The 23,104-nt window shown below is 48.1% G+C and carries 23 protein-coding genes and 1 riboswitch; of the genes, 11 read left to right on the forward strand and 12 right to left on the reverse strand.

What is annotated here, in order from left to right; translation table 11 throughout:
• Nucleotides 1-311 precede the first annotated feature (311 nt).
• Together yiaY and Q5L94_RS01445 are read right to left on the reverse strand one after the other, a co-directional pair.
• Nucleotides 312-1,460 carry an L-threonine dehydrogenase gene (gene yiaY, locus Q5L94_RS01440; RefSeq protein ID WP_317496719.1) on the reverse strand — a complete coding sequence of 383 codons (1,149 nt, stop codon included), beginning with the start codon at nt 1,458-1,460 and terminating at the stop codon, nt 312-314.
• Between the two features lie 250 nt (nt 1,461-1,710).
• Nucleotides 1,711-2,490, reverse strand: a complete 780-nt coding sequence (locus tag Q5L94_RS01445; protein WP_317496720.1) for an acetoin reductase — start codon at nt 2,488-2,490, stop codon at nt 1,711-1,713.
• 184 nt (nt 2,491-2,674) lie between these two features.
• Between Q5L94_RS01445 and Q5L94_RS01450 the strand changes: the two genes are divergently transcribed.
• The 11 genes from Q5L94_RS01450 to Q5L94_RS01500 all read left to right on the forward strand — a co-directional run bounded on the left by Q5L94_RS01450 (nt 2,675) and on the right by Q5L94_RS01500 (nt 13,753).
• Nucleotides 2,675-3,001: a hypothetical protein gene (locus Q5L94_RS01450; protein ID WP_317496721.1), complete on the forward strand. Its 327-nt coding sequence runs from the start codon at nt 2,675-2,677 to the stop codon at nt 2,999-3,001.
• A gap of 49 nt (nt 3,002-3,050) precedes the next feature.
• Entirely contained in the window at nt 3,051-4,298 is a 1,248-nt protein-coding gene (locus tag Q5L94_RS01455; RefSeq protein ID WP_317496722.1) for a TolC family protein, read from the forward strand.
• Entirely contained in the window at nt 4,295-5,200 is a 906-nt protein-coding gene (locus tag Q5L94_RS01460; protein ID WP_317496723.1) for an efflux RND transporter periplasmic adaptor subunit, read from the forward strand. The genes Q5L94_RS01455 and Q5L94_RS01460 overlap by 4 nt, the downstream gene beginning before the upstream one ends.
• 10 nt (nt 5,201-5,210) lie before the next feature.
• Nucleotides 5,211-8,342 (forward strand): CusA/CzcA family heavy metal efflux RND transporter, encoded by a 3,132-nt coding sequence (locus Q5L94_RS01465; protein WP_317496724.1) that lies wholly within the window; start codon nt 5,211-5,213, stop codon nt 8,340-8,342.
• 127 nt (nt 8,343-8,469) lie between these two features.
• The gene (locus Q5L94_RS01470; protein WP_317496725.1) at nt 8,470-8,706 is read left to right on the forward strand and encodes a hypothetical protein; all 237 of its coding nucleotides are present in this window, start codon (nt 8,470-8,472) and stop codon (nt 8,704-8,706) included.
• A gap of 37 nt (nt 8,707-8,743) precedes the next feature.
• Nucleotides 8,744-9,223 carry an RDD family protein gene (locus Q5L94_RS01475; RefSeq protein WP_317496726.1) on the forward strand — a complete coding sequence of 160 codons (480 nt, stop codon included), beginning with the start codon at nt 8,744-8,746 and terminating at the stop codon, nt 9,221-9,223.
• A 32-nt stretch (nt 9,224-9,255) separates the two neighbouring features.
• Nucleotides 9,256-9,609, forward strand: coding sequence for a hypothetical protein (locus Q5L94_RS01480; protein WP_317496727.1), 354 nt, complete (start codon nt 9,256-9,258; stop codon nt 9,607-9,609).
• The gene (locus tag Q5L94_RS01485) at nt 9,610-9,990 is read left to right on the forward strand and encodes a DUF6404 family protein (protein WP_317496728.1); all 381 of its coding nucleotides are present in this window, start codon (nt 9,610-9,612) and stop codon (nt 9,988-9,990) included. It abuts the gene before it with no gap.
• A gap of 162 nt (nt 9,991-10,152) precedes the next feature.
• The gene (locus Q5L94_RS01490; RefSeq protein WP_317496729.1) at nt 10,153-11,790 is read left to right on the forward strand and encodes a CTP synthase; all 1,638 of its coding nucleotides are present in this window, start codon (nt 10,153-10,155) and stop codon (nt 11,788-11,790) included.
• Between the two features lie 39 nt (nt 11,791-11,829).
• Nucleotides 11,830-13,122 (forward strand): phosphopyruvate hydratase, encoded by a 1,293-nt coding sequence (gene eno / locus Q5L94_RS01495; protein ID WP_317496730.1) that lies wholly within the window; start codon nt 11,830-11,832, stop codon nt 13,120-13,122.
• Complete coding sequence (locus tag Q5L94_RS01500; RefSeq protein ID WP_317496731.1) at nt 13,076-13,753, forward strand: hypothetical protein; 678 nt, start codon at nt 13,076-13,078, stop codon at nt 13,751-13,753. The genes eno and Q5L94_RS01500 overlap by 47 nt, the downstream gene beginning before the upstream one ends.
• Here Q5L94_RS01500 and thiH read toward each other — a convergent pair.
• The 10 genes from thiH to Q5L94_RS01550 all read right to left on the reverse strand — a co-directional run bounded on the left by thiH (nt 13,704) and on the right by Q5L94_RS01550 (nt 22,994).
• Complete coding sequence (thiH, locus tag Q5L94_RS01505; protein ID WP_317496732.1) at nt 13,704-14,846, reverse strand: 2-iminoacetate synthase ThiH; 1,143 nt, start codon at nt 14,844-14,846, stop codon at nt 13,704-13,706. The two genes, Q5L94_RS01500 and thiH, sit on opposite strands and share 50 nt — an antisense overlap.
• Nucleotides 14,843-15,613 carry a thiazole synthase gene (locus Q5L94_RS01510; protein WP_317496733.1) on the reverse strand — a complete coding sequence of 257 codons (771 nt, stop codon included), beginning with the start codon at nt 15,611-15,613 and terminating at the stop codon, nt 14,843-14,845. Before Q5L94_RS01510 ends, thiH begins: the two co-directional genes overlap by 4 nt.
• Before the next feature lie 2 nt (nt 15,614-15,615).
• Nucleotides 15,616-15,816, reverse strand: a complete 201-nt coding sequence (gene thiS / locus Q5L94_RS01515; RefSeq protein ID WP_317496734.1) for a sulfur carrier protein ThiS — start codon at nt 15,814-15,816, stop codon at nt 15,616-15,618.
• On the reverse strand, nt 15,800-16,558 hold the full coding sequence (locus Q5L94_RS01520) for a HesA/MoeB/ThiF family protein (RefSeq protein ID WP_317496735.1): 759 nt from the start codon (nt 16,556-16,558) through the stop codon (nt 15,800-15,802). The genes thiS and Q5L94_RS01520 overlap by 17 nt, the downstream gene beginning before the upstream one ends.
• Nucleotides 16,548-18,062, reverse strand: a complete 1,515-nt coding sequence (gene thiE / locus Q5L94_RS01525; RefSeq protein ID WP_317496736.1) for a thiamine phosphate synthase — start codon at nt 18,060-18,062, stop codon at nt 16,548-16,550. Before thiE ends, Q5L94_RS01520 begins: the two co-directional genes overlap by 11 nt.
• Complete coding sequence (thiC, locus tag Q5L94_RS01530; RefSeq protein WP_317496737.1) at nt 18,062-19,768, reverse strand: phosphomethylpyrimidine synthase ThiC; 1,707 nt, start codon at nt 19,766-19,768, stop codon at nt 18,062-18,064. Before thiC ends, thiE begins: the two co-directional genes overlap by 1 nt.
• Nucleotides 19,769-19,851: 83 nt before the next feature.
• A riboswitch (TPP riboswitch) is annotated at nt 19,852-19,970 on the reverse strand.
• 40 nt (nt 19,971-20,010) lie between these two features.
• Nucleotides 20,011-20,655, reverse strand: coding sequence for an SCO family protein (locus Q5L94_RS01535; protein ID WP_317496738.1), 645 nt, complete (start codon nt 20,653-20,655; stop codon nt 20,011-20,013).
• Nucleotides 20,648-21,400: a formylglycine-generating enzyme family protein gene (locus tag Q5L94_RS01540; RefSeq protein ID WP_317496739.1), complete on the reverse strand. Its 753-nt coding sequence runs from the start codon at nt 21,398-21,400 to the stop codon at nt 20,648-20,650. The genes Q5L94_RS01535 and Q5L94_RS01540 overlap by 8 nt, the downstream gene beginning before the upstream one ends.
• Nucleotides 21,401-21,410: 10 nt before the next feature.
• Nucleotides 21,411-22,568 carry a multicopper oxidase domain-containing protein gene (locus tag Q5L94_RS01545; protein ID WP_317496740.1) on the reverse strand — a complete coding sequence of 386 codons (1,158 nt, stop codon included), beginning with the start codon at nt 22,566-22,568 and terminating at the stop codon, nt 21,411-21,413.
• A 33-nt stretch (nt 22,569-22,601) separates the two neighbouring features.
• The gene (locus Q5L94_RS01550) at nt 22,602-22,994 is read right to left on the reverse strand and encodes a cytochrome c (RefSeq protein ID WP_317496741.1); all 393 of its coding nucleotides are present in this window, start codon (nt 22,992-22,994) and stop codon (nt 22,602-22,604) included.
• Nucleotides 22,995-23,104 lie beyond the last annotated feature (110 nt).

The raw sequence follows: 23,104 nt of genomic DNA on the forward strand, positions 1-23,104 counted from the left end.
CTGCACGTTTACTCCGACACCTTAAATAGTAGCGTGTTCCCAAGCATTCAGATCAAGTATTGGAAGCAGTTTATCAATTAATTATCTTGATTGATTGTGCCGGGATTGGTGACAGTAGAGCAAGCTTTTATTCACGTACGAGCAAGGGGGAGAGAATCAAATTATGTCTATCGATGTGAAGGCTACTATTGGGCATATACTCATTTTTTCGCAGCTACATTAATGTAGCTGCGGGGATAGGATGTATTGAACGCACTGTAAAAATCTTTAGCGATACTCGACGTTGAGCGGCTAAGCGTAAAAGATTCCGGTTAAAAAGCCGCTTTAAAAATAGCAACAACGTCTTCGTGACTGGGTTGAATTGGATTAGTCAGGCCACAAGCGTCTTTCATCGCATTGTCTGCTAGTGTACTAAAGTCCTCTTCTTTTGCCCCCAGTTCTTCCAGACCAGCCGGAATATTAACGCTCTGAGACAGTTGGACAATGGCGGCAATAGCAGCGTCAGCACCTTCTTTGTCTGTTAATCCCTGTACGTCTGCGCCCAGCGCTTTACCAATGTCTTTCAGGCGCGGTGCGACAACCTGACTGTTGTAGCGTTGCACATGAGGCAATAAAACCGCGTTACAGACACCGTGCGGTAAATCGTAGAATCCGCCAAGTTGGTGGGCCATGGCATGTACATAACCCAGAGATGCATTGTTAAACGCCATACCCGCCAGAAACTGTGCGTAAGCCATTTGCTCACGAGCTTCCATATTCGTTCCGTTATGAACCGCTTCGTGCAGATTGTCCCGGATAATCTCTATGGCTTTTATGGCACAGGCATCGGTAATGGGTGTAGCATCGGTGGATACATAGGCTTCAACGGCATGGGTCAGAGCATCCATGCCCGTTGCTGCAGTCAAGCTGGCAGGCATACCGACCATTAATCCCGGATCGTTAACCGACAGGATGGGGGTCACATTTTGGTCGACAATTGCCATTTTAATATGGCGTTCCGGGTCGGTAATAATGCAGAAGCGGGTCATTTCAGACGCAGTGCCTGCGGTGGTATTAATACTAATGAGTGGCAGTTGTGGCTTTTTCGAGACATCAACGCCTTCATAGTCGCTAATATGTCCGCCATTAGTGGCAACCAGTGCTATGCCCTTGGCGCAGTCGTGAGCTGAACCTCCACCTAGTGAAATAACACAATCGCACTGATGCTTCTGCAGAACATCTAACCCGGCTTTAACGTTTGTCACAGTCGGGTTGGGTTGTACGCCATCGTAAACTAGGCTGCCTATTCCATGCTCTTTTAGCAGGGCTTTGATTTCTTCAGTAACGCCCAGTTTGGTCATGCCTGGATCGGTAACTACCAAGGCTTGTTTAAAGCCATAGTTATCCATTTGCGTGGCCGCATCTTTAAGGGCGTTCTCGCCGATAATATTGACTGCTGGAATATAAAAAGTACTGCTCATGGCATTAGCCTTTTCTGTCAGTGAATTTATATTCTCTTATTGTGTTCCTTTGTTCCGTCAAATAGCTTGATCTGAATCAATAATTTGGCATGCAAGCCTTAGTTACTTACGTTGATGCGTTTTGCTTCTTGCAGTGAATAACTTAGCCCTTGGGGGCTGCTTCATTCGGGAACTAAGCTGGTGCATTGAAATAAACACCAGCAATTATCGTGGTTTCGTTATCTATCAGGATGTAAATAAGGCTTCCGAATTAACGAAAAACGATACCACCATCAATTAACGGCGCTTGACCGGTCATGTAATCAGAGTCCGGACCCGCCAGGTAGGATACAAAGCTTGCTACGTCTTCTGGTGTTTGCGCCCGGCCAAGGGCAATCCCATCAACATACTTTTCGTATGTTTCGCCTTCAGACGCGTCAGTCAGTTCAGTAAAACGTTTGTCAATTTCAACCCACATATCGGTGCCAACAACTCCGGGGCAGTATGCGTTTACCGTAATACCCTGACTTGCATATTCCAGAGCTGCGGCTTGAGTTAAAGCGCGCACGGCGAATTTAGTGGAAGAGTACACACCTAATAATGCAAATCCATTATGACCGGCTATGGAAGAGGCATTTATAATCTTGCCTTTTTGTTCGCGCTCAATAAACTTCTTCGCTGCTGCCTGAATGCCCCAAAGGGTGCCATCAACATTAATTTTCTGAATTTTATCCAATTCTTCCGGAGTGACATCTGCAATTGCCTGAACTTGTGCAATACCGGCGTTGTTAACCATGATGTCGAAACCACCTAGTGTTTTTTCGGCATGGTCAATGGCTGCGTAAACTTGCTCACGATCACTTACATCAGCTTTGAATGTCGTTGCCTTCCGGTTTAATGCTTCTACTTCCCGGGAGACTTCATTCATTTTGTCTTCGTTTAGATCAACAATGGCAATGTCTGCACCATCTTTTGCCAATCGCAAAGCTATAGCCCGTCCAATACCCTGAGCGGCTCCAGTCACTAAAGCTACTTTATTTTGTATAGACATAACGTACTCCTATTTGAAAATTGCATTTCAACTATAGTACATACGCGGTGGTTAAATTTCGCAAGTGTAGATGAAACAGTAATGAATTAACTTTTGAATTTTAATGCAACGTCTTTAGGTCAATTGATTCTAATTATTACCCCACCATTAGCGTTTTCGGCTTAAGTTCGATAAAGTAGCGGGCATGAAAATCCCATGGTTACTCATTACAGTCATCCTGATACACAGCTTTTTTACCTGTGCGTCCGCGGTTGGCCATATGGAAGACGCAAGCCACAGCAGTGTGGATGTTGTTTTTGATGTCAACCATGGTTTAGAACATAGCCCGAATTCTTCATCTTTAGATCTTGAGCAGGGTCACGAGCACCAGTTTCATGCGCACGTGAGCTGCATTACTGGTTACGGTATTAGTGTCTCTGCTTGTCCCGTTATTACCGAAGCTCAGCCTACCGCTGTGATTTTTGATAAGGGTTTAGCCCACCAACCGCCGGTTCCCCCACCAAACGATTAATCTCCATTTCTACCGTCATTTTTAAATAGCGAACAATTGGAGATAAAACATGAAGCGTTTAAGCTTCGTGGTGGTCTTTCTGGGTGCCATATTGGTATTTCCGGTTAGTGCTGCCGCGTCAGATTTAACTTTAAGTGATGCATTAAACCGCACGCTGAAGAGTAACCCCGATTTACAAAAGTACGACTATCAACAGCAGGCCGCCGAGGCTCTGACTCTGCAGGCTGGGTTTTCACCTAACCCGAGAATTGGACTGGAAGTTGAAAACTTTGCTGGCTCTGGTGAAAGCTCCGGTTTGGATAATGCGCAGATGACGTTGTCCTTCTCTCAGGTCATTGAGTTAGGAGAAAAACGCCAGCAGCGCATTAATGCGGCAACAGCCGAAGAAAAAGTGCAACAGGCCGAGTTTGAATACCAACGCATTGAGGTACTGGCACAAACAACACAACGCTTTTACCAGGTACTCAAGTTGCAGGAGCTTATTAGCCTTAGCAAGCAGCAGCTACATCGTACGGAGAGTCTGTTAGAAACAGCACAGGAGCGGGCAAATGCTGGCGCGGTTCCAAACTCTGAGGTAACCCGTATCCAACTTCAGCGCGAGAGCCAAGGGGCTGATATAGAGGAACTGAAAGGCCAGTTGGCTAAAGCGCAGGCAAAGCTCAGCGCAATGTGGGCTGAGCAGCCGAACTTTAACCAAGTTTCGGGCACTTTTTATTTCCCCTTAAATTTGCCGGAACAGGCCGACGTTCTAAATGCAGTAAATAAGGCACCTGAATATTTACGCCTGTTAGATTCCGAGCGCTTATTGCAGGCTCAGGCAAAGGCGTTGGAAGCAGACTCCACCTCTGACTTAAGTCTGGGATTTGGCGTGCGTTACAACAATCAGTCGGATGATACCGGTTTTGTGGTTGAGGCGTCGATGCCATTGCAGCTGCAAGATCCTAATATTGGGCGTATTCAGCAGCGTCGGGTGTTGCATCAATCGAACCTGCAGCAGCAAAAGCTGGTGCGAACTCAGTTGCGGTCGCTGGCACTGGCGCTAATAAACAGCCTGCAAACCCACCAAAACTACCGACAAAAAGTGAAAGACACACTATTGCCACTGGCACAGCAACTGGTCGAACAAACGAACCAGGGCTATGCGCGCGGTACGCATTCGCTATTGCAGGTGCTGGATGCGCAGAATGAGCTAGCTCAGCTCGAGTATCAAAGAGTTTCGCGGGAGCACGCCATATACAGCGATGTCATTCAGCTGGAACGTATGACCGGACAAGCATTTTTAGGAGAACAGCAGTGAAACTATCAACTTACTTTCTAACAGCTGCTTTGTTAGCTGTCTGTACTTACACCCAACAAACCTGGGCGTCGGAAGATGACCACCATGAAAAGTTCCATACTGAACTGAGCGATAAAGCCATAGAGAACGCCGACCTGACTATGGGACAAGTTAGCTCCCAACGCATGGCTGTGACTCAAACCGTATTCGGCGTAATTGCGCCGGAAAATAACAATATTGCGCATATTAGCGCCCGCTATAAAGGCATTGTGAGTTCGCTTAATGCCAATATCGGTGACTTGGTTAAAAAGGGCGAGGTACTTGCTGTAGTAGAAAACGTCAGTACAGGTACCAAGTTTAATGTGGTCAGTCCGATTAGTGGCCAGGTTTCTGAACGTTTTACCAATGTTGGTGAATTGGTTGATCAGCAACCTTTATTTCAGGTAATTAATACCGCTTCAGTTTGGGTAGAGTTGTCGGCGTTTCCCGAAAACGTGGAAGCAATGCAGGAAGGTCAAAGCGCCGAGTTATACGACTTGCACCACCATAAAACGGTAAGCGGTACAGTATCTTACATTGCACCTCAGATGACCGGCGGGCACATAGCCCGGGCACGCGTGGTATTGCCCAATAAGTCAGGACATTGGCGCCCGGGAATGCACGTTAAAGCGGATGTCACAACCGACACCTTTACTGCCGATATCGCGGTTGAGTCCGATGCCATTCAGACCTTGAACGGAGAAACCGTAGTTTTTATCCGCAACGGCAACCGGTTTGAAGCCAGTGAGATTAAAACAGGGCGCAAATCGGGTGACTACGTCGAGGTTCTTTCGGGGCTTCAGCCAGGCGCAGAGTATGTCATTGGCAACAGTTATTTGATTAAGGCTGACATTCTCAAACAGGGTGCAGGGCACAGCCACTAGGGGGACTATCATGATTGATGCACTCATTCGCTTTGCGGTTGAACGCCGCTGGTTAGTGGTGGCTGCGACCTTTTTGATTGCGGCTGTTGGTGTGTATAGCACCATGAAGCTGCCAATTGACGCGGTGCCGGACATTACCAATGTACAGGTACAGGTAAATACCGAAGCATCGGGTTACTCACCGCTGGAAACAGAACAACGTATCACTTACCCGGTAGAAACGGCTATGGCGGGTATTCCGAAGCTGGATTATACCCGCTCAATTTCTCGTTATGGCTTGTCTCAGGTGACGGTGGTATTTGAAGAAGGCACTGACATTTACTGGGCCCGGCAACAAATCAGCGAGCGGTTGCAGCAGGTTAGGGGGGAGCTGCCGCAAGGCGTTGAACCTGCAATGGGACCCATAGCCTCCGGTTTGGGCGAAATCTTTAATTACGTTGTCAGAGCAAAACCCGGGGCAACCGACGCAGAGGGTAACCCTTACACTGCGGAAACCCTGCGCACCATACAGGACTGGATCATTAAACCGCAGTTGGTAAAAGTGCCTGGGGTTACCGAAATAAACAGTGTTGGCGGCTATGAAAAGCAATACCAGGTTGCACCTCAACCGGGGCGTATGCTGGCTTACAAAGTGACCATGAAGGACTTACTCAAAGCTCTGGACTTGAACAACCGAAACGCCGGCGCCGGATATATAGAAAAGAACGGGGAACAGTGGCTGGTGCGCTCGCCGGGTCAGCTAAAGTCTCTGGAAGACATTGGCAATGTGGTGGTATCAAAGCGGGACGATGCGCCGGTTCGGGTGCGCCATGTCGCTGAAGTCAAACTGGGTGAACAGCTGCGCACCGGTGCAGCTACATCTAATCAGGAAGAAGTGGTTCTGGGCACCGCCATGATGCTGATTGGTGAGAACAGTCGCATAGTGGCACAAGCGGTGTCTGAAAAGCTGGAACAAGTGCAACAAAGCTTACCAGAAGGCGTGGTTGCTGAGCCTATTTATAATCGTACTACCTTAGTGGATAAAACCATTGCCACGGTTGAGAAGAACCTTTTCGAAGGCGCGGTTTTGGTTATTGTGGTTCTGTTTATCTTGCTCGGCAATATACGGGCTGCCTTGATCACCGCATGCGTTATTCCACTTAGTATGCTGTTTGCTATTACCGGAATGGTCACGAATAAAGTGTCCGGCAACTTGATGAGTCTGGGCGCGATAGACTTTGGCATTATTGTCGATGGGGCCGTTATTGTAGTGGAAAATGCTCTGCGACGACTGGGTAATGCGCAACAGCGGTTAGGAAGAGTGTTAAGAACTCAGGAACGTCTGGTTGAGGTCATGAAAAGTACGCGTGAGGTATTCAACCCGGCGGTATTCGGTGTCCTCATTATTATGTTGGTGTACCTGCCCATATTCGCGCTAAGCGGTGTGGAAGGAAAAATGTTCCATCCTATGGCTTTCACCGTAGTTGCAGCGCTGCTGGGTGCCTTGATTTTCTCGGTCACTTTTGTTCCTGCCGCTGTCGCTATCTTTGTCCGTGGCAATATTAAGCACGGCGAGAACAAAGTGATGCGGGGCGCTCGTAAAGCATATCAACCGGTATTAAGAGGTGCGCTAAAACTTCCGGTGTTCGTTATTGCTATCGGCTTCGGCTTGTTCGCTGTTTCTTTGTTTCAGGCCAGCCGTATGGGCACGGAGTTTTTACCACAACTGGATGAAGGCGACATTGCCATGCATGCCTTGCGAATTCCGGGTACGGGCTTGCAGCAGTCGGTCGATATGCAGAAAGACGTAGAAGCCGTGGTTGCTGACTTTGCCGAAGTGAAGCGGGTATTCTCGAAAATTGGTACACCGGATGTCGCAACGGACCCGATGCCACCGAGCGTGGCTGATACCTTTATTATGCTGAAGGAACGCAAAGACTGGCCCAACCCGGATAAAAGCAAAGAGCAACTGGTCAGTGAAATTCGTAAGGCGGTACAAGAGTTGCCCGGTAACAAGTACGAATTTACCCAGCCGATAGAAATGCGGTTTAACGAGTTGATTGCCGGCGTGCGGGCTGATCTTGGCGTACGTATATACGGCGACGACCTTGAACAACTCAAACAATTGGGTGACTCAGCAGCGGCTATTATCAGAGAGGTTTCGGGGGCTTCCGGCGTGCGCGTTGAGCAAATGACCGGCTTACCTATCTTGTCCGTTGAGCCTAAGCGAGACCATTTGGCGTTGCTGGGGCTTACGGTCGCTGATGTACAAAGTACACTGCAGAGCGCTGTAGGCGGCATTCAGGCCGGGGTTATTTATGAAGGCGACAAACGTTTCAAATTATTGGTTCGGCTGGACAATGACTGGCGGCAGAACATTGAAAAATTGAAACAGCTGCCGGTGGATGTGCCTGCGGCAAATAACCCAGAGCTACAGTATGTGCCGTTAGGTGAAGTAGCTAAATTGACCCTGGCTAATGGGCCTAACCAAATTAACCGGGAAAGTGGTAAACGGAATGTCATTGTCAGTGCCAACGTTACTGACCGCGACTTGGGCTCATTCGTTAATGCGGTTCAAGAGAGTTTAAACACAAACCTGGATATGCCCACGGGCTACTGGATTGACTATGGCGGCACTTTTGAACAGTTGCAGTCAGCTTCACAGCGCTTAAGCCTGGTGGTTCCTTTGACGCTGCTGCTTATTTTAGGTCTGCTGTATAGTGCCTTCGGTTCTTTAAGCAGCGCATTGATCATCTTTACCGGCGTGCCCTTGGCATTAACTGGCGGAATTTTCGCTTTGTCATTGCGAGGGATGCCTCTGTCTATTTCTGCGGCGGTCGGTTTTATTGCTTTGTCCGGCGTCGCGGTGTTAAACGGGGTTGTTATGCTGTCTTTTATCCGGCAATTACTCCGGGATGGCTTACAGCTAAAAGACGCTGTATTTGAGGGCGCGCAACAACGTCTTCGACCGGTGTTAATGACGGCTCTTGTCGCGAGCTTGGGCTTTGTTCCTATGGCGTTTAATACCGGTACAGGAGCGGAAGTTCAACGGCCTCTGGCCACCGTTGTTATTGGTGGTATTATTTCATCAACGCTTCTGACATTGGTCGTCTTACCCGCGTTGTTTTATTTGGTAAATCGATTTAAACAGGCGAAAATGTAATTTTATTAATGCCTCCGAATAAGCGCGTTCATTTTGAGCGCGCTTTTTTATTGATTCACTCTTAACAAGTTAGTTTGGTTTTATTAACATGATTAAAACAATAAGTTCCGATTATTAAGGAAATACCATGAACTCAGGCGCGAAGGCATTAGCTGCTAGCGAAACTAAATTCGACCGCAAAGCCTTTACCATTTTATTTTCCGTTCTAAGTTTACTTTTTGGTGTGGGGCTAGGGTTGGCAATAAGTCTGGTTGAGTTTACCGGCAATTCTGAAATGTACTCTCAACTTGCTTTTAGTCTGATACCCGCAGCTGTTATTTGGACATATGTTCTTTTTCATTATCTAAAACGGTTTGATGATTAAGCTTCCATAATTAAAAACGGATTGGAAAGGGGCGGTAATGGAAGGTAGAAAGGAATACGCTAAGTATGCTGGGTTTCGGGTTCGCTTTGCAGCGATGTTCATTGACGTTGTTATCCTGGTGATTTTGTTTTCAATACCCGTTGGATTTATCTACGGTCAGGAGTACTGGCAAGGTGAAAAGCTGATATACGGCTTCTGGGACGTACTGATTAACTACGTTATACCGGCCATACTGACTATCTTTTTCTGGATTAAGTTCTTAGGAACACCCGGTAAAATGATATTGAACTTACGGGTAGTGGATGAGCATACCGGAGGAAGCCTGAGTATAGGGAAAGCCATCGGCCGTTATTTTGCTTACATTCCCTCGGCGCTACCTATATTTTTAGGCTTTTTCTGGATAATATTCAGTGACAAAAAACAGGCATGGCACGATATATTAGCTGGTACCGTAGTGATTCGCAGCGAATCTAAAGGGCCTTTTGAGTTTAGCGATAAAGAAGCTCATCTCGATTAGGGGACTCTAACTTTAGGACAGGACTCTGAATAGTGAACAAGATCTTAATTTTTATATTGTGTATCTGTTTTCTAATAGGAGGAGTGATTCATCTTTACGATAATATCGCTTTTGGTGTTCTTCCTTATAATTTTGCTCCGCTCTGGATGAATGTATACTGGACATTACTTGGCGTTCTCGATTTGTTAATTGTTTACTTGCTGATTTATCGATTGCGCACTGGATTAACGCTAGGTCTTCTGGTGATGCTTTCGGATGTTGTTATCAATTCTTATGCTTATTACATTTTAGCGATTTTCACTGAGGCTTATGCGTTGCAACTGCAGTCACTGTTTTTGGGTTTTACGATAGCGGCATCAATCGCACTTTGGAAAAGGAAAGTTTGAATGTCTTTTGAAGCAAAAAAGCAGGCCGCAATGGTCGAACTTGAAAACTCCAAAATTTGGAGGCCTAACTATGAACCACCATTCTTATTGTTTATGTGGTGGTTAGGCAAAGAAACAAGGCCGCCGCATTATAATAGCTTTATGCGTAATGCTCTGAGTTTAGGTTCTTTTTTTGCTGTTGGCTGGGGCTTAATTATGTGGCTACTTGTCTGGAACTCTACCGGGCTTTCAGCATTAGCTGCTATTGGCGCGCCGCTATTGGCTGGCTTATCATTTGGTCTTATTTTGGCTTGTTACTACAGCTTTAGCGCAAAGCGAAGCAAATTATCCGGTTGGGAAGAACTGCCCGAAACAGAAGAATGCACTGAGCAATATTCCTGACTTAACCTATCGCTGGATAGGTTTTAGCTGGCGCGATACTAGCAAAAGTGCTTTGCTGGAGACAGGTGGCGTGCTTTTTATTTGTTGTTAGAGCCGTCTTTCGGTATACTACTTTCCCGTCTGAATGCAATCCCAAATTTGACCTGACCAACTAGGTATCACATGGCGACAAACTATATTTTCGTAACCGGCGGAGTTGTATCCTCGCTGGGTAAAGGCATTGCTGCAGCCTCCCTGGCGGCAATTCTTGAAGCACGGGGCCTTAACGTAACTATCATGAAGCTGGACCCCTACATTAACGTAGATCCGGGTACCATGAGTCCAATTCAGCACGGTGAAGTTTTTGTCACCGTAGACGGAGCTGAAACCGATCTTGACCTTGGTCACTACGAGCGCTTTATCCGCACCCGTATGACCAGCAGCAACAACTTTACCACCGGCCGTGTCTATGAAGACATTATACGCCGTGAGCGTAAAGGTGAGTTTTTAGGAGCGACCATTCAGGTCATTCCTCATATTACCAACGAAATTAAGCGTCGTGTTATTGAAGGCAGTAAAGGCTTCGACATTGCCATTATTGAAATTGGCGGCACGGTGGGTGACATTGAGTCACAACCTTTCCTTGAAGCCATTCGTCAATTGGGCACGGAAATTGGTCGTGACCACACCTTATTTATGCACCTGACCCTAGTGCCATTCTTAGGCGCTGCGGGTGAGGTGAAAACTAAGCCAACACAGCACTCAGTGAAAGAGCTGCGTTCTATTGGTATTCAACCCGATATATTGATATGCCGTTCAGATCGTTCATTACCGGCAACTGAGCGCTCGAAAATTGCGTTGTTTACCAACGTAGAAGAGCGCGCGGTTATTGGTCTGCGCGACGTCGACAGTATTTACAAAATACCTTCTATGTTGAAGGCTCAGAGCCTGGACGATATAGTAACCAAGCGTTTCCGTCTGGACTGTCCTGAAGCCGACTTGCATGAGTGGGAAGAGGTTCTCTATCAGGAGTCGAATCCGAACGGTGAAGTCACAGTTGGTTTTGTCGGTAAATACGTTGAACTTCCGGACGCTTACAAGTCAGTTAACGAAGCCTTGGCGCACGCTGGTCTTAAGAATCGTTTAACGGTGAACATTCGTTACATAGACTCGCAAGATTTAGAAACCAAAGGCACCTCAAAGCTCGAAGACGTGGACGCTATTCTGGTTCCCGGTGGCTTCGGTGGTCGTGGTATTGAAGGCAAATTAATTGCAGCGAAATACGCTCGTGAAAACAATGTTCCGTATTTGGGCATTTGTTTAGGTATGCAAGTCGCAATGATTGAATTCGCTCGTAATGTGGCCGGTTTAGCTGGCGCTAACAGCACGGAATTTGATGAAAATTGTAGTGATCCGGTAGTGGGGCTTATCACCGAATGGATGGACGCCAGCGGCCAGAAAGAATTGCGTGATAAGCATTCTGATCTGGGTGGCACCATGCGCCTTGGCTCACAAGAATGTCATTTAGAAAAGGGCTCTAAAGCGCTGAAAATGTACGGTAAAGAGACCATTGAAGAACGCCACCGTCATCGTTACGAAGTGAACAACCATTATGTAGAGGCACTGGAGAAAGCTGGTTTAAAAATTACCGGTTACTCGCATGACAAACAGTTGGTCGAGATTCTGGAAAACCCGAAACATCGCTGGTTTGTGGCAGTACAGTTCCACCCGGAATTTACTTCAACGCCGCGTGACGGGCACCCGTTATTTAAAGGCTTTATAGAAGCTGCTGGTGAATTTCATAAAGAGCGTTTGGGTTAATAACCCGGCTAATGATTAAGCATTAAACAGGATTTAAGCATGAGTAAGATTGTTAAAGTTGTTGGTCGTGAAATTATGGATTCCCGTGGTAACCCGACGGTTGAAGCCGACGTTTACCTGGAGTCTGGCCACATGGGCCGTGCTGCAGCACCAAGTGGCGCATCAACCGGTTCACGTGAAGCTCTGGAGTTACGCGACGGTGATAAATCGCGTTACTTAGGTAAAGGTGTTGAAACGGCGGTTGCCAATATTAATGGTGCTATTGCTGAAAGCTTAAATGGTATTGATGCGATTAACCAGGAAGCTGTCGACAACATTATGCTAAAGCTCGACGGTACCGATAATAAAGAAAAGCTGGGTGCTAACGCCATTCTGGCTGTGTCTCTGGCGGTGGCGAAAGCGACGGCTTTGAGTAAAGGCATCGAGCTTTACGAACACATTGCTAACCTGAATAACACCAGCGGTAAATACAGCATGCCACTGCCAATGATGAACATCTTAAACGGCGGTGAACATGCAGATAACAACGTGGATATTCAGGAGTTCATGATCCAGCCGGTCGGCGCTGAAAGCTTCAAAGAAGGCCTGCGCATGGGCGCTGAAGTATTCCATGCTCTGAAAAAGGTTCTGCAGAAGCGTGGCTTAAGCACCGCGGTTGGTGACGAAGGTGGTTTTGCACCAAACTTGGCGTCGAACGAAGAAGCTTTGCAGGTGATTGTTGAAGCGGTGGAAAACGCAGGCTACAAAATGGGCAGCGACATTACGCTGGCTTTGGATTGCGCAGCATCTGAATTCTACCGTGATGGTAAATACGAATTGTCTGGTGAAGGGAAATCGTTTACCGCCGAAGAGTTTGCTGACTATCTGGCAGAGCTTTGCGACCGTTACCCCATTATTTCTATCGAAGACGGCCTGGACGAAAGCGACTGGGATGGCTGGAAAGTCTTAACTGAAAAGCTGGGCAGCAAAGTTCAGTTGGTTGGCGATGACCTGTTTGTGACCAATACACGTATTCTGAAAGAGGGCATCGACAAGTCGATTGCCAATTCAATTTTGATTAAATTTAATCAGATTGGTAGCCTGACAGAAACCTTAGCAGCCATCGCGATGGCGCGTGAAGCAGGTTACTCGGCGGTTATTTCTCACCGTTCGGGTGAAACCGAAGACGCTACTATTGCGGATTTGGCAGTAGGCACCGCAGCGGGTCAGATTAAAACCGGCTCACTGTGTCGCTCTGACCGGGTTGCTAAGTACAACCAATTATTGCGTATAGAGGGCGATTTGAATGGCCAAGCGCCTTACCGCGGACGACAGGAAGTCAACGCTGGCTAACCAACAGGCGGACATTTTTCAGCCGCTGGCACAGCAGGGCGATTTTGCCGAGCTGTGCTCAGCGCTGTATGAACGCGAATTACCGCAACTGGCACAAGTTAATGATATGCCGGTTGCGGCTTTGCAACGCCGTTTAGCGAGTCTTCCGCACTATATTCGTCACGCTGCGCATGGTTGTCTCAATGCAGTGCAGTATTCGCCGTTAAAGCTGGATGTTCAGAACGCCAGCTGGCAAGCTCCTCAGCCAACAAAAGTTCCTTCAGCCGGTATATCTGCCGAAGCGCAGAGCCAATGGTTTGCTAAACATGCCGCTTTGGGTCTGGTGGTTCCGGTTCGTTATCAAACTCCTGAATTTACGACCATTATGCTGGACAGTATCGATCGCGTTGATCAGGAGAAAAATCGCCTGCATCTCAACTACCGTGGTTGGTTTGATTTTACCGGACAGGGTGAACACAGCCAGGACGCCTTACTGAAACCCAACAAACGCATTATGACCGCGGCCAGCTGTGGGCATCAGTGGAATCATAAAGGGCGCATTAACCCACGCACCTTAACGCTGCGTGAGTTGTTACTGGTGGCTACTCTGGACTGGAAAAAGTTTCAGGTGGCATTGCGGATAGCTCGTTAAGCCAGTCCTGCCATACCGGTTGTAATCCTTTCGCTTTTATTGCCTGCGCCACCTCACTTACTGGCCTGTTGTCGTCTATCGAAAACTGCTCGAGCTCTTGCTGCTCGTTGGCGTAACCGCCGGGCTGAGTTTTTGATTCCGCACTAACCGAAGTCACACCTAAACGGAATAACCCATCACGAAGCGCTTGTTGTTCGCGCGTGGAAAGGCTGAGTTCTACATCCGGGAACCGCAATCGGTACGCGCAAATTAATTGAACCAGTTGTTTATCAGAAATTGTCTTTGCGTTATCGACACCTCCGGCACAGGGACGCAGCCGTGGAAATGACAGCGAGTAGCGACTGCGCCAGTAACGTCGCCGCAGATAATCCAGATGCAGAGCGGTAAAGGTGCTGTCGACACGCCAGTCCTCCAGTCCAATCAATGAGCCCAGGCCAATTTTATCGATACCGGATTCGCCCAGGCGGTCGGGTGTTTCAAGCCGCCAGCGGAAATCACGTTTTTTCCCTTTTAAGTGGTGTTTAGCATACGTAGCGGCCTGATAAGTTTCCTGATACACCATAACCGCGTCCAGACCCAGCGTTCGTAATTCAGCGTACTCATGGGTAGCCAATGGTTGTACTTCAAACATGACATAGCTGAAATAGGGCTTGATAATAGGCAGCGCCTGACGGAAATAATCAATACCTACCTTGGTTTCATGCTCGCCAGTCACTATCAGCAGGGTGTCAAAACCTTTGGCTTTTATGGCCTGACATTCCTGCTCGATTTCAGCTGGCGACAGGGTTTTGCGTTTTAAGCGGTTACTCATAGAAAAGCCGCAGTAGCTGCAATCGTTTGCACACAGGTTCGATAAATACAGCGGGATAAACAGGTGCAGGGTATTACCAAAGCGTTGCCGGGTCAGTTGCTGCGAGCGCTCTGCCATAAGGGGCAGATAAGGTTCTGCCGCCGGCGACAGTAACGCCATGAAATCACCGGTACTGAGATGTTGCTTGCTTAAAGCGGTTTCAACGTCAGCCGCATTTTTGCTGTAAAGCTGCAGGCGGGTATCATCCCAGCTGGTTTGCTCCCAGACAGTGTAAAAGCTCATAACGACTCCAGAAATTCCGTTAAAGGACTGGACGCTGTGGCTTTTAACGAAACATTCTGACTTAAGCCTGCTTCAAAGGCCTGGCGCCCGACAATAACGGCATCGCGAAAGGCTTTTGACATAGCGATAGGGTCATTCGCAGTAGCTATCGCGGTATTGACCAATACGGCGTCTGCTCCCATTTCCATGGCTTCCACGGCGTGGCTTGGCGCACCAATGCCGGCATCGACAATGACCGGTACCGATGCCTGTTCAATGATAATCCGCAGAAAATCCCGTGTTAACAGGCCCTGGTTTGAGCCTATGGGGGCGCCTAACGGCATAACCGCCGCGCAGCCAACTTCCTCTAAGCGTTTGCACAATACCGGATCAGCACCGCAGTAGGGCAATACTGTAAAACCCTCTTTAACCAAAGCTTCAGCGGCTTTTAGGGTTTCTATCGGGTCCGGTAGCAAATAGTTGGGGTCGGGGTGTATTTCCAGTTTAAGCCAATGGGTACCTAAAGCTTCACGGGCAAGGCGGGCGGCAAAAATCGCGTCCTGTGCGGTTTTTGCACCGGAGGTATTGGGTAGTAGCTGTAAACCTAAATTTTGTATAGGCGTGACAATGTCGTCAGTGGGGCGTTCGAGTTCAACGCGCTTTAACGCCAGCGTCACTAACTCGCTACCGGATGCAGCCAGAGACTTCTGCATAATGTCCGCGCTGCTGTATTTGCCCGAACCTATAAGTAAGCGGGAATGAAAATCACAATCGGCTATTCTCAGCATGGTTAACCTCCGGCAACGGCCTGAACAAGGGTGATGGTATCGTTGTCTTTAAGCTCAGTCTGTTGCCATTGCTCGCGATGTATAATCTGTCCGTTCATGGCGACGGCAACGGCCGAGGTATCAATATTCTGAGCAGATAATAGCTGCGATAAATTGGTTTTTTCAGTGATATCAAGATGTTTGTCATTAACTTGAATGCGCATTTTTACCTCCGCATACAGGGCACGAAGCGGCCTGTGGTAAAGAGAGTTGTTGCCAGTTTTGCGATAAGCCGTTGAAGGTGTGCAGGTAACCCCAGTTAAGCTCATGCCCGGTAAAATAATTAATTGCCTGCAGTGCCTGACTAGCCCCCATAATGCCGACAACAGGGCCTGCAATGCCGGCATTACTGCAGTTCAGAGGTTCAGTAACATCGTCGGGATAGAGGCACTGATAACAGCCGTGTGGTTGCTCCGGGTTAAGCGCAATGAGTTGTCCATTAAAAGCTCGTGCAGCTGCAGAAATTAGCGGGGTGTTCAGTCGGTAGCAACTTTGATTGATAAGGTATCGGGTCTCACGATTGTCGGTGCAGTCGAGGACTAAATCGGCTTGCTCGACGAGCACGTCCAGGTTTCTTTCAGAGGCTTTTTCTTCAAGCGCTGTTATACGAATGTCCGGGTTTAACCGCGACAAAGAATGACCAGCCTGCCGCGCCTTGGGCAAACCAATATCATCGCTGGAATAGAGTGTTTGGCGCTGTAGGTTGCTGAGACTAATGGTGTCATGATCGACCAGTGTGATTTGCCCAACGCCCGATGACGCCAGATACTGACTCGCTGGGCAACCCAGACCACCCAAACCAATAATTAAAACATGGCTTTTGAGCAAACGCTGTTGTCCAACTTCGCCTATTTCTTTCATCAGAAGGTTACTGCTGTAGCGCAGAAGTTGCTCGTTATTTAGCATGAGCGACCTCCATTTTTGGCGTAGTCTCAACTTCAGCGTCCATTTCTCTCTGTAGCCGACGAACAGCCTGCTCGACGTCGCTTGCAGCAGTAATCGCGCTAACAACCGCTATGCCGTTAACGCCGGTAGCTTTCACGGCAGCTACGCGTTCTAAAGAAATGCCACCAATAGCAACTGTCGGTATAGTCGTTGGCGCTAATAACGCTGCATAACGGTGTAATCGCTGCAGCCCTTGCGGTTTAGAGGGCATAGCCTTGGTCTGAGTTGGAAAGATATGACCTAACGCGATGTAAGAGGGCTTATAAGCTTGGGCTATCAATAACTCGGTGTAGCTGTGAGTGGAAATGCCCAGTCGTAAACCTGCTTGCTGAATAGCGTGAAGGTTAGCTTCAGTTAAATCATCCTGACCTAAATGCACGCCATAAGCGTTGTGTTCAATAGCGAGTTGCCAGTGGTCATTAATGAACAGCTGTGCTGAATATTGCTTCGCCAGCTGAATACTTCTTTTAATAGCGGTTTCTAGCTGCGGGTCATCTACATCTTTAATACGCAGTTGCAGTGTCTTGATGCCCAGTTTTAAGAGCTTTTCTATCCACTCATAAGAATCTACTACGGGATAGAGTCCTGGGTGTTGGTTTAACCTCGGGAATTCCCCATAGATATCGGGCAACTCGGGCGTTTCAATTTTTGGAAAATATTCAATTTTCTGTGGCCAGTGTGTATGAGCCACCGGACCGGGTCCGCGGCCTATACCTTTGGCTTGAAGTAAGCCTTGATGCACATAGGCATTAGCTACCGTAATGGCATCCTCAAATGGATAATCATGCGCTAATACCGCCGCAATAGCAGAAGACAAAGTACAACCTGTTCCGTGGCTGTGTTTTGTTTTCAACTTTTGCTGAATGTATTGAGTATGCTCTTCGGGGGTTAGGTAATGATCAGATATTTTCCCTGCATTACGAAAGTCAGTACCAGTGATAAGACTCTGAGTTAGTCCAGCATGAAAAAGTTGTTTTGCAGCGCGACACATTGAACTCTTATCGTTAACACTCAAGCCACTCAACCAACTGAGCTCTTCCAAATTCGGGGTAATAATATCAACCAGCGGGAATAACTCCTCGCAGTGTTCTGGTTTGAGTTCAGACAACTGATCCTGCTGAGTGCTGACCACCACTGGATCCCAGACCACGAAAGGCCGGGGAAGGGTATCAGGCCACTGTTTTAGAAAGTCAGCCACAGCCCGCAACTGTTGAACATTACTGAGCAAACCAATTTTTATCGCGGCAGGGGCCATATCCTGTTGCAGGCATTCCAGCTGCTGACGAATGGCGTCAGCAGCTAATGGGAACAATCCATTGGTTTCAACAGAGTTCTGAGCGGTCACTGTGGTTATGACACTGCAACCATGTACATTCAGACTGCGAAATGTGTGCAAGTCCGCCTGAATGCCTGCGCCACCGCCGCTGTCAGAGCCAGCGACAGTCCATACGACAGGTACCGACATTATTCTGCTCCTGCGGTCGCCGCATCTTTTACTTTTACATCAATGCGAGTGTCCGGATTGTATTGACGCACCTCATGAGAAATTTTCATGGAGCAGAACTTAGGACCGCACATAGAGCAGAACTGCGCAGTTTTGTTCGAATCCTGAGGCAGTGTTTCATCGTGATAGCTGCGAGCGGTAACCGGGTCCAACGCCAAGTTAAATTGATCCTCCCAGCGGAATTCGAAGCGGGCTTTTGACATAGCGTCATCCCGGGCCTGAGCGCCTGGGTGCCCTTTGGCTAAATCGGCTGCATGAGCCGCTATTTTGTAGGCGATCATCCCTTGTTTGACATCTTCCTTGTTGGGAAGACCTAAGTGCTCTTTCGGGGTAACATAGCAGAGCATGGCACAACCAAAAGCGCCAATCATGGCAGCACCAATACCCGAGGTAATGTGGTCGTAACCGGGGGCTATATCGGTGGTTAGTGGCCCTAAGGTATAAAACGGCGCGCCGTGGCAGTATTTTAACTGCTCATCCATGTTCTCCTGAATTTTATGCATAGGCACATGGCCGGGGCCTTCTATCATCACCTGCACATCGTATTTCCAGGCAATTTGAGTCAGTTTGCCAAGTACTCTCAGTTCGGCGAACTGAGCTTCGTCGTTAGCATCTGCTATGGAACCGGGGCGCAAGCCGTCACCTAAAGACAGTGATATGTCATATTTCGCACAAATTTTGCAGATGTCCCGGAAGTGTTGGTAAAGGAAGCTTTCCTGCTGATGCGCCATACACCATTTCGCCATAATCGAACCGCCACGGGAGACAATGCCGGTCACTCGTTTTGCGGTTAGCTTAATGAAGTCGTGCAGTACGCCGGCGTGAATCGTAAAATAGTCTACCCCTTGCTCAGCCTGTTCCAGCAGCACGTCTTTAAATACGGGCCAGCTCAGATCCTCAGCAATTCCATTGACGCGCTCTAATGCCTGGTAGATAGGCACCGTACCAATGGGGACCGGGCTATTTCGTAAGATCCATTCCCGGGTTTGGTGAATATTACGCCCGGTAGACAAGTCCATAACGGTATCAGCGCCCCAGCGCGTGGCCCATACCAGCTTTTCAACTTCTTCTTCAATAGACGAACTGACTGAGGAGTTACCAATGTTGGCGTTCACTTTGACTAAAAAGTTGCGGCCAATAATCATCGGTTCAGATTCGGGATGGTGGGTATTAACGGGAATAATCGCGCGTCCACTGGCGACTTCGTCGCGCACGAATTCCGGCGTTATGGGGTTTTCAAGGTGCTCTCTCCCCATATTCTCACGCAGTGCTATGAACTCCATTTCGGGCGTAACGATGCCGCGCCGGGCGTAGGCCAGTTGAGTAATACCGTGATTGTCTTCTTGGTTCTCGCTATGACGTTGCTTGATCCAGTTTTCACGAATTTTTCTCAAACCCTCGTTCACGTCAATTGCAGCTTCCGGGTCGCCGTAAACGCTGGAAGTATCATACACATCCACCGGATCGTTCGGTGGTAACTTCACACCCGGCGTGGGTTGGTGCAAAGTTTCGCTTAAATGAATGCGGCGAAAGGGTACCTGGATGTCTTTGTTACTGCCTGAAAGAAATTCACGGCTGGAATTAGGGTAATAATGCCCGGATAACGACGATAAAAAGGATTCAGCCTGTTGGCGGTTTAAACGGTTATTCGATGGTGCAGTCGACATAGCATTCTCTCATTTTGTTGATGTTAGAGATGCTTGTCAGGAGTGTTGAAAGGAACACCAGCGCAGAAACGACGGTTGTGTCATGCTGATGCTCTCTTGTTCCCTTCGCAGGTATTAGCCTGATCAGGTTCAACGGATCCCGCAATTGCGGTCTCAGCCGGTTACTTAATCAAGAAAGTAACCGGCACTCCGACAAGATTCTTTTTTAGTGGAACAAAATCTTAGAACGAATGCAACCGTCGTTAATCGTTAACCAGTTTGGCGACAACTTTAGCTGGCTTACCCATCGGCTGGCTTAAACCTTCTATACGCTCAACAATAAGTCCTTGCTTATCGAGAATAGTGATCAAATTGCTGTGATCAAAATCACCGTCCGGACGCTGGCGATACCTCACGCCAAGTACTGTAGCTAAGGTTCTGATATCCTGCTCCGAACCGTTCAGAAACAGCCAGCTGTCGTTGTTAAGCTTGTATTGCTTGACGTAGTCAGCTAGCGCTTCGGGTGTATCGCGAGCGGTGTCAAAACTCACCATAACGAGCTTAACTTGCTGTTTAGTGTCTTCGTCCAGCTTGCTGTATAAGCGTTTTACATCATGGACCAAGACTGGGCAGGCGGTGGTGCAACTGCCATAAATCATGGAAAGAATAACCGGCTGGCCTTCAAGTTCTGAAAGCTTGAGTTCGCTATTCTTATGCGTGCTCCAGGTCGCATCTACCTGGTATACCGACTCGGAGTGAGAGACCTCTGCTGCGTTCATTGCTGTATGATTGCTGTGGTCGTTAGCTGTCTGATTCTTGTGCATATCGTGATGCGAATGATCCTGCGCAAGAGACTGGGCAGCAAAGATCAAAGAGGCCAGGGCGGTCAATTTTAGCAATTTATTCATGATCGTTCTCCAGGTCGTATGCGCAACGAAAACCCATAGTGCTGGTTGCACTTTGCGGGGCGTAATCACTGCGCGACTGATAACGGAAAAATGTGGCGTAATTGGCGTTACTAAAACTCGACATAAAGCGCGCTCCGTCGCCACAAGAACCGGAGAGCAAATCGACGTCATCGCCGTTGGTTAGTAATAATTGATAGTCGTCTACCCATTCGTTGACACGGTCGTGCATGTGCATCAATTGGTCAGCATTTGGGTCGACAGTTTGTTGTTTCGCGCTGTGTGGCTGGCTGTACCAGGCAAACAAGTTGCGGGCATAGTCATCATCGCTGATGTTCTGCTGTTGCCGATATTTGACCGACGCATACTCCCACTCGTTAAGGCCGGGCAGGCGGCCACCTTGTGCGGAACAGTATTCGCGTGCGGCAAACCAGGAGACATAAGTGACGGGTTCGTTTTCTTTGCCTTCAGCAAATCCAGTATTATCATCCCAATGCTTCAGGTAATTTCCGTCATGGAATAGGGCAGCGATGTTGTCTCGCTGCCACTGCGGTTGTTCAATGACAAATTCCAGAAACTCTTGGTTAGTGACCGGAGTTGAGTCCAGCATGAAACTTTTCATCTCTATGCTGAGCCGCTCTTTGTCCAGTAATACCGGTGGCTTAAACGTACCACCATTGATCAGAACTGGATCGGCAAGCACTAACGGTGACAATAAAACACCTGCAACTCCAAGCCACTTAACCATAAGTTTCCCCTTATTTCTCTTTGCGCGGACCGGCAATTAATGCGCCAGCTGCGCCACGCTCTGCATCAGCAAATTCGTGATCGACCAGCTTGTAGATGCCTTCTTCCGGAACAATAAACTCAATTGTCGCACTGTTACTGGCACCCAGCAGTACGGTTTGCATGCCGTACCATTCGTTACGCGGGTCACCTTCGTACCAGACGCGGTCGAAAATGGCACCAATAACGTGGAAGCTGGAAGTGCCCGACGGACCTGCGTTTAACACATGTAAGCGCACACGGTCACCTTCGTTCGCGCGTAAAGGGTTGTCGCTAAGTGCTGCAACATGGCCATTAAAGGTCACATGACTTGGTTGGCGGTCTAAAGCTGCACCGTGGTTATAGATGTAGTTACCTTCTGATGCCTCTTCCAGATAATGCTCTGATTGCACCAGAACGAATTCTTTATCAACGTCTTTGTCAGTTGGGTAGCCATCTTTAGGAGATACCACAACGGCGCCATACTGCCCCATAGCTGTGTGCATAAGTACGCTGGAAGTACCACAGTGATACATATAAGTCCCCGCGTAGTTGGCTATCCATTCGAACTCAATAGTTTCACCCGGAGAAATGGTACGCCATTTGTCTTCCGCTGCTACTGTGCCACTATGAAAGTCCATAGAGTGGGGCATTGGGTTAACGACAGGCTGATTATTCTGATAACCGTTGGCTTGTACTTGCTGGAAAAATGGCGAACCATTTTTTACCGGCTTCGTGATAGTCACTTCTTCGTCAGAGCGGTTTTTCATTTTGAAAATGACACGGTCGCCTTCACGCACGTGTAATACGGGACCGGGTACTGAGCCACCGAATGTCCAGGCTGAATAGGTTACTCCCGGAGCAACTTCTATTTTCTGAGAGAACACATCCATGCGTACATCGTGAGTTTTGTTGCCTTCATAGTCGAGCTTGGCGATATTTGGAACCTGAGTAAGGTAGTCGCCAACAACCGCCGGGCCGCTGTAGTCTTCACGGTACACTTTAGCTTCTGGTAAGCCAAAGATTTTACCGTCAATGACATATTCGCTGTCGTGCTTAAGGCTGAGTTCTTCCGCATTAACCGGAGTTGATGCAGACGCCATAGCGGCCAGAAGAGAGGCACTGATAATTGATAAGCTTAGAGTTTTCATAATGATTTTTCCTTTAACTGATAACAAATAGGTTTAACGCAAACTGGCAACGGCTTCGGCTGTGATAGTCTCACTGCCGCCTGCAAGATCGGTATTGATGTAGTCCACTAAGGTCGCGATATCGGCGTCTTTCAGATAACCCATGGGCGGCATAGCGCCGTTGTAGTTAGTTCCATTAACGGTGATAGCGCCTGACTTACCCTGAATTATGGTTTCGGCGATATAAGACGGTTTGTCCTTTAGGTTCGGGTTATTTGCCAGTGGTGGAAAAACACCTTGCATGCCCTTACCATTTGGCTGATGGCAAGCCTGACAATATTTTTTGTAAACGTTTTCGCCCTCGCTGGCATCGACTGCCTGGCTTACGAATAAACCCGCGAGTGAAACGGCAATAAGTGATACTTTGCAAAGAGATTGAATGCTCATAACGACACCTTCGTCATTGACTTAAGATGCCTTTAGAATACTTCTTTAATGAGCTTTTACGAGTGAAATGAAGGGGTAACTCAGGCCTACTCCTTTATGTGTAAAAGAAG

This window comes from Idiomarina sp. Sol25, assembly GCF_033052775.1.
In the GTDB taxonomy this organism is placed as follows: Bacteria; Pseudomonadota; Gammaproteobacteria; order Enterobacterales; family Alteromonadaceae; genus Idiomarina.

Excerpts from the sequence above, each read along its gene's own strand:
- Q5L94_RS01455 (WP_317496722.1), top strand. The coding sequence starts at position 3,051 with ATGAAGCGTTTAAGCTTCGTGGTGGTCTTTCTGGGTGCCATATTGGTA.
- thiC (WP_317496737.1), bottom strand. The coding sequence starts at position 19,768 with ATGTCGACTGCACCATCGAATAACCGTTTAAACCGCCAACAGGCTGAA.
- Q5L94_RS01470 (WP_317496725.1), top strand. The coding sequence starts at position 8,470 with ATGAACTCAGGCGCGAAGGCATTAGCTGCTAGCGAAACTAAATTCGAC.
- Q5L94_RS01475 (WP_317496726.1), top strand. The coding sequence starts at position 8,744 with ATGGAAGGTAGAAAGGAATACGCTAAGTATGCTGGGTTTCGGGTTCGC.
- Q5L94_RS01465 (WP_317496724.1), top strand. The coding sequence starts at position 5,211 with ATGATTGATGCACTCATTCGCTTTGCGGTTGAACGCCGCTGGTTAGTG.
- Q5L94_RS01485 (WP_317496728.1), top strand. The coding sequence starts at position 9,610 with ATGTCTTTTGAAGCAAAAAAGCAGGCCGCAATGGTCGAACTTGAAAAC.
- Q5L94_RS01550 (WP_317496741.1), bottom strand. The coding sequence starts at position 22,994 with ATGAGCATTCAATCTCTTTGCAAAGTATCACTTATTGCCGTTTCACTC.
- thiS (WP_317496734.1), bottom strand. The coding sequence starts at position 15,816 with ATGCGCATTCAAGTTAATGACAAACATCTTGATATCACTGAAAAAACC.
- thiE (WP_317496736.1), bottom strand. The coding sequence starts at position 18,062 with ATGTCGGTACCTGTCGTATGGACTGTCGCTGGCTCTGACAGCGGCGGT.
- Q5L94_RS01520 (WP_317496735.1), bottom strand. The coding sequence starts at position 16,558 with ATGCTAAATAACGAGCAACTTCTGCGCTACAGCAGTAACCTTCTGATG.
- Q5L94_RS01500 (WP_317496731.1), top strand. The coding sequence starts at position 13,076 with ATGGCCAAGCGCCTTACCGCGGACGACAGGAAGTCAACGCTGGCTAAC.
- Q5L94_RS01535 (WP_317496738.1), bottom strand. The coding sequence starts at position 20,655 with ATGAATAAATTGCTAAAATTGACCGCCCTGGCCTCTTTGATCTTTGCT.
- eno (WP_317496730.1), top strand. The coding sequence starts at position 11,830 with ATGAGTAAGATTGTTAAAGTTGTTGGTCGTGAAATTATGGATTCCCGT.
- Q5L94_RS01490 (WP_317496729.1), top strand. The coding sequence starts at position 10,153 with ATGGCGACAAACTATATTTTCGTAACCGGCGGAGTTGTATCCTCGCTG.
- Q5L94_RS01545 (WP_317496740.1), bottom strand. The coding sequence starts at position 22,568 with ATGAAAACTCTAAGCTTATCAATTATCAGTGCCTCTCTTCTGGCCGCT.
- Q5L94_RS01540 (WP_317496739.1), bottom strand. The coding sequence starts at position 21,400 with ATGGTTAAGTGGCTTGGAGTTGCAGGTGTTTTATTGTCACCGTTAGTG.
- Q5L94_RS01450 (WP_317496721.1), top strand. The coding sequence starts at position 2,675 with ATGAAAATCCCATGGTTACTCATTACAGTCATCCTGATACACAGCTTT.
- Q5L94_RS01510 (WP_317496733.1), bottom strand. The coding sequence starts at position 15,613 with ATGCTGAGAATAGCCGATTGTGATTTTCATTCCCGCTTACTTATAGGT.
- yiaY (WP_317496719.1), bottom strand. The coding sequence starts at position 1,460 with ATGAGCAGTACTTTTTATATTCCAGCAGTCAATATTATCGGCGAGAAC.
- Q5L94_RS01445 (WP_317496720.1), bottom strand. The coding sequence starts at position 2,490 with ATGTCTATACAAAATAAAGTAGCTTTAGTGACTGGAGCCGCTCAGGGT.
- thiH (WP_317496732.1), bottom strand. The coding sequence starts at position 14,846 with ATGAGCTTTTACACTGTCTGGGAGCAAACCAGCTGGGATGATACCCGC.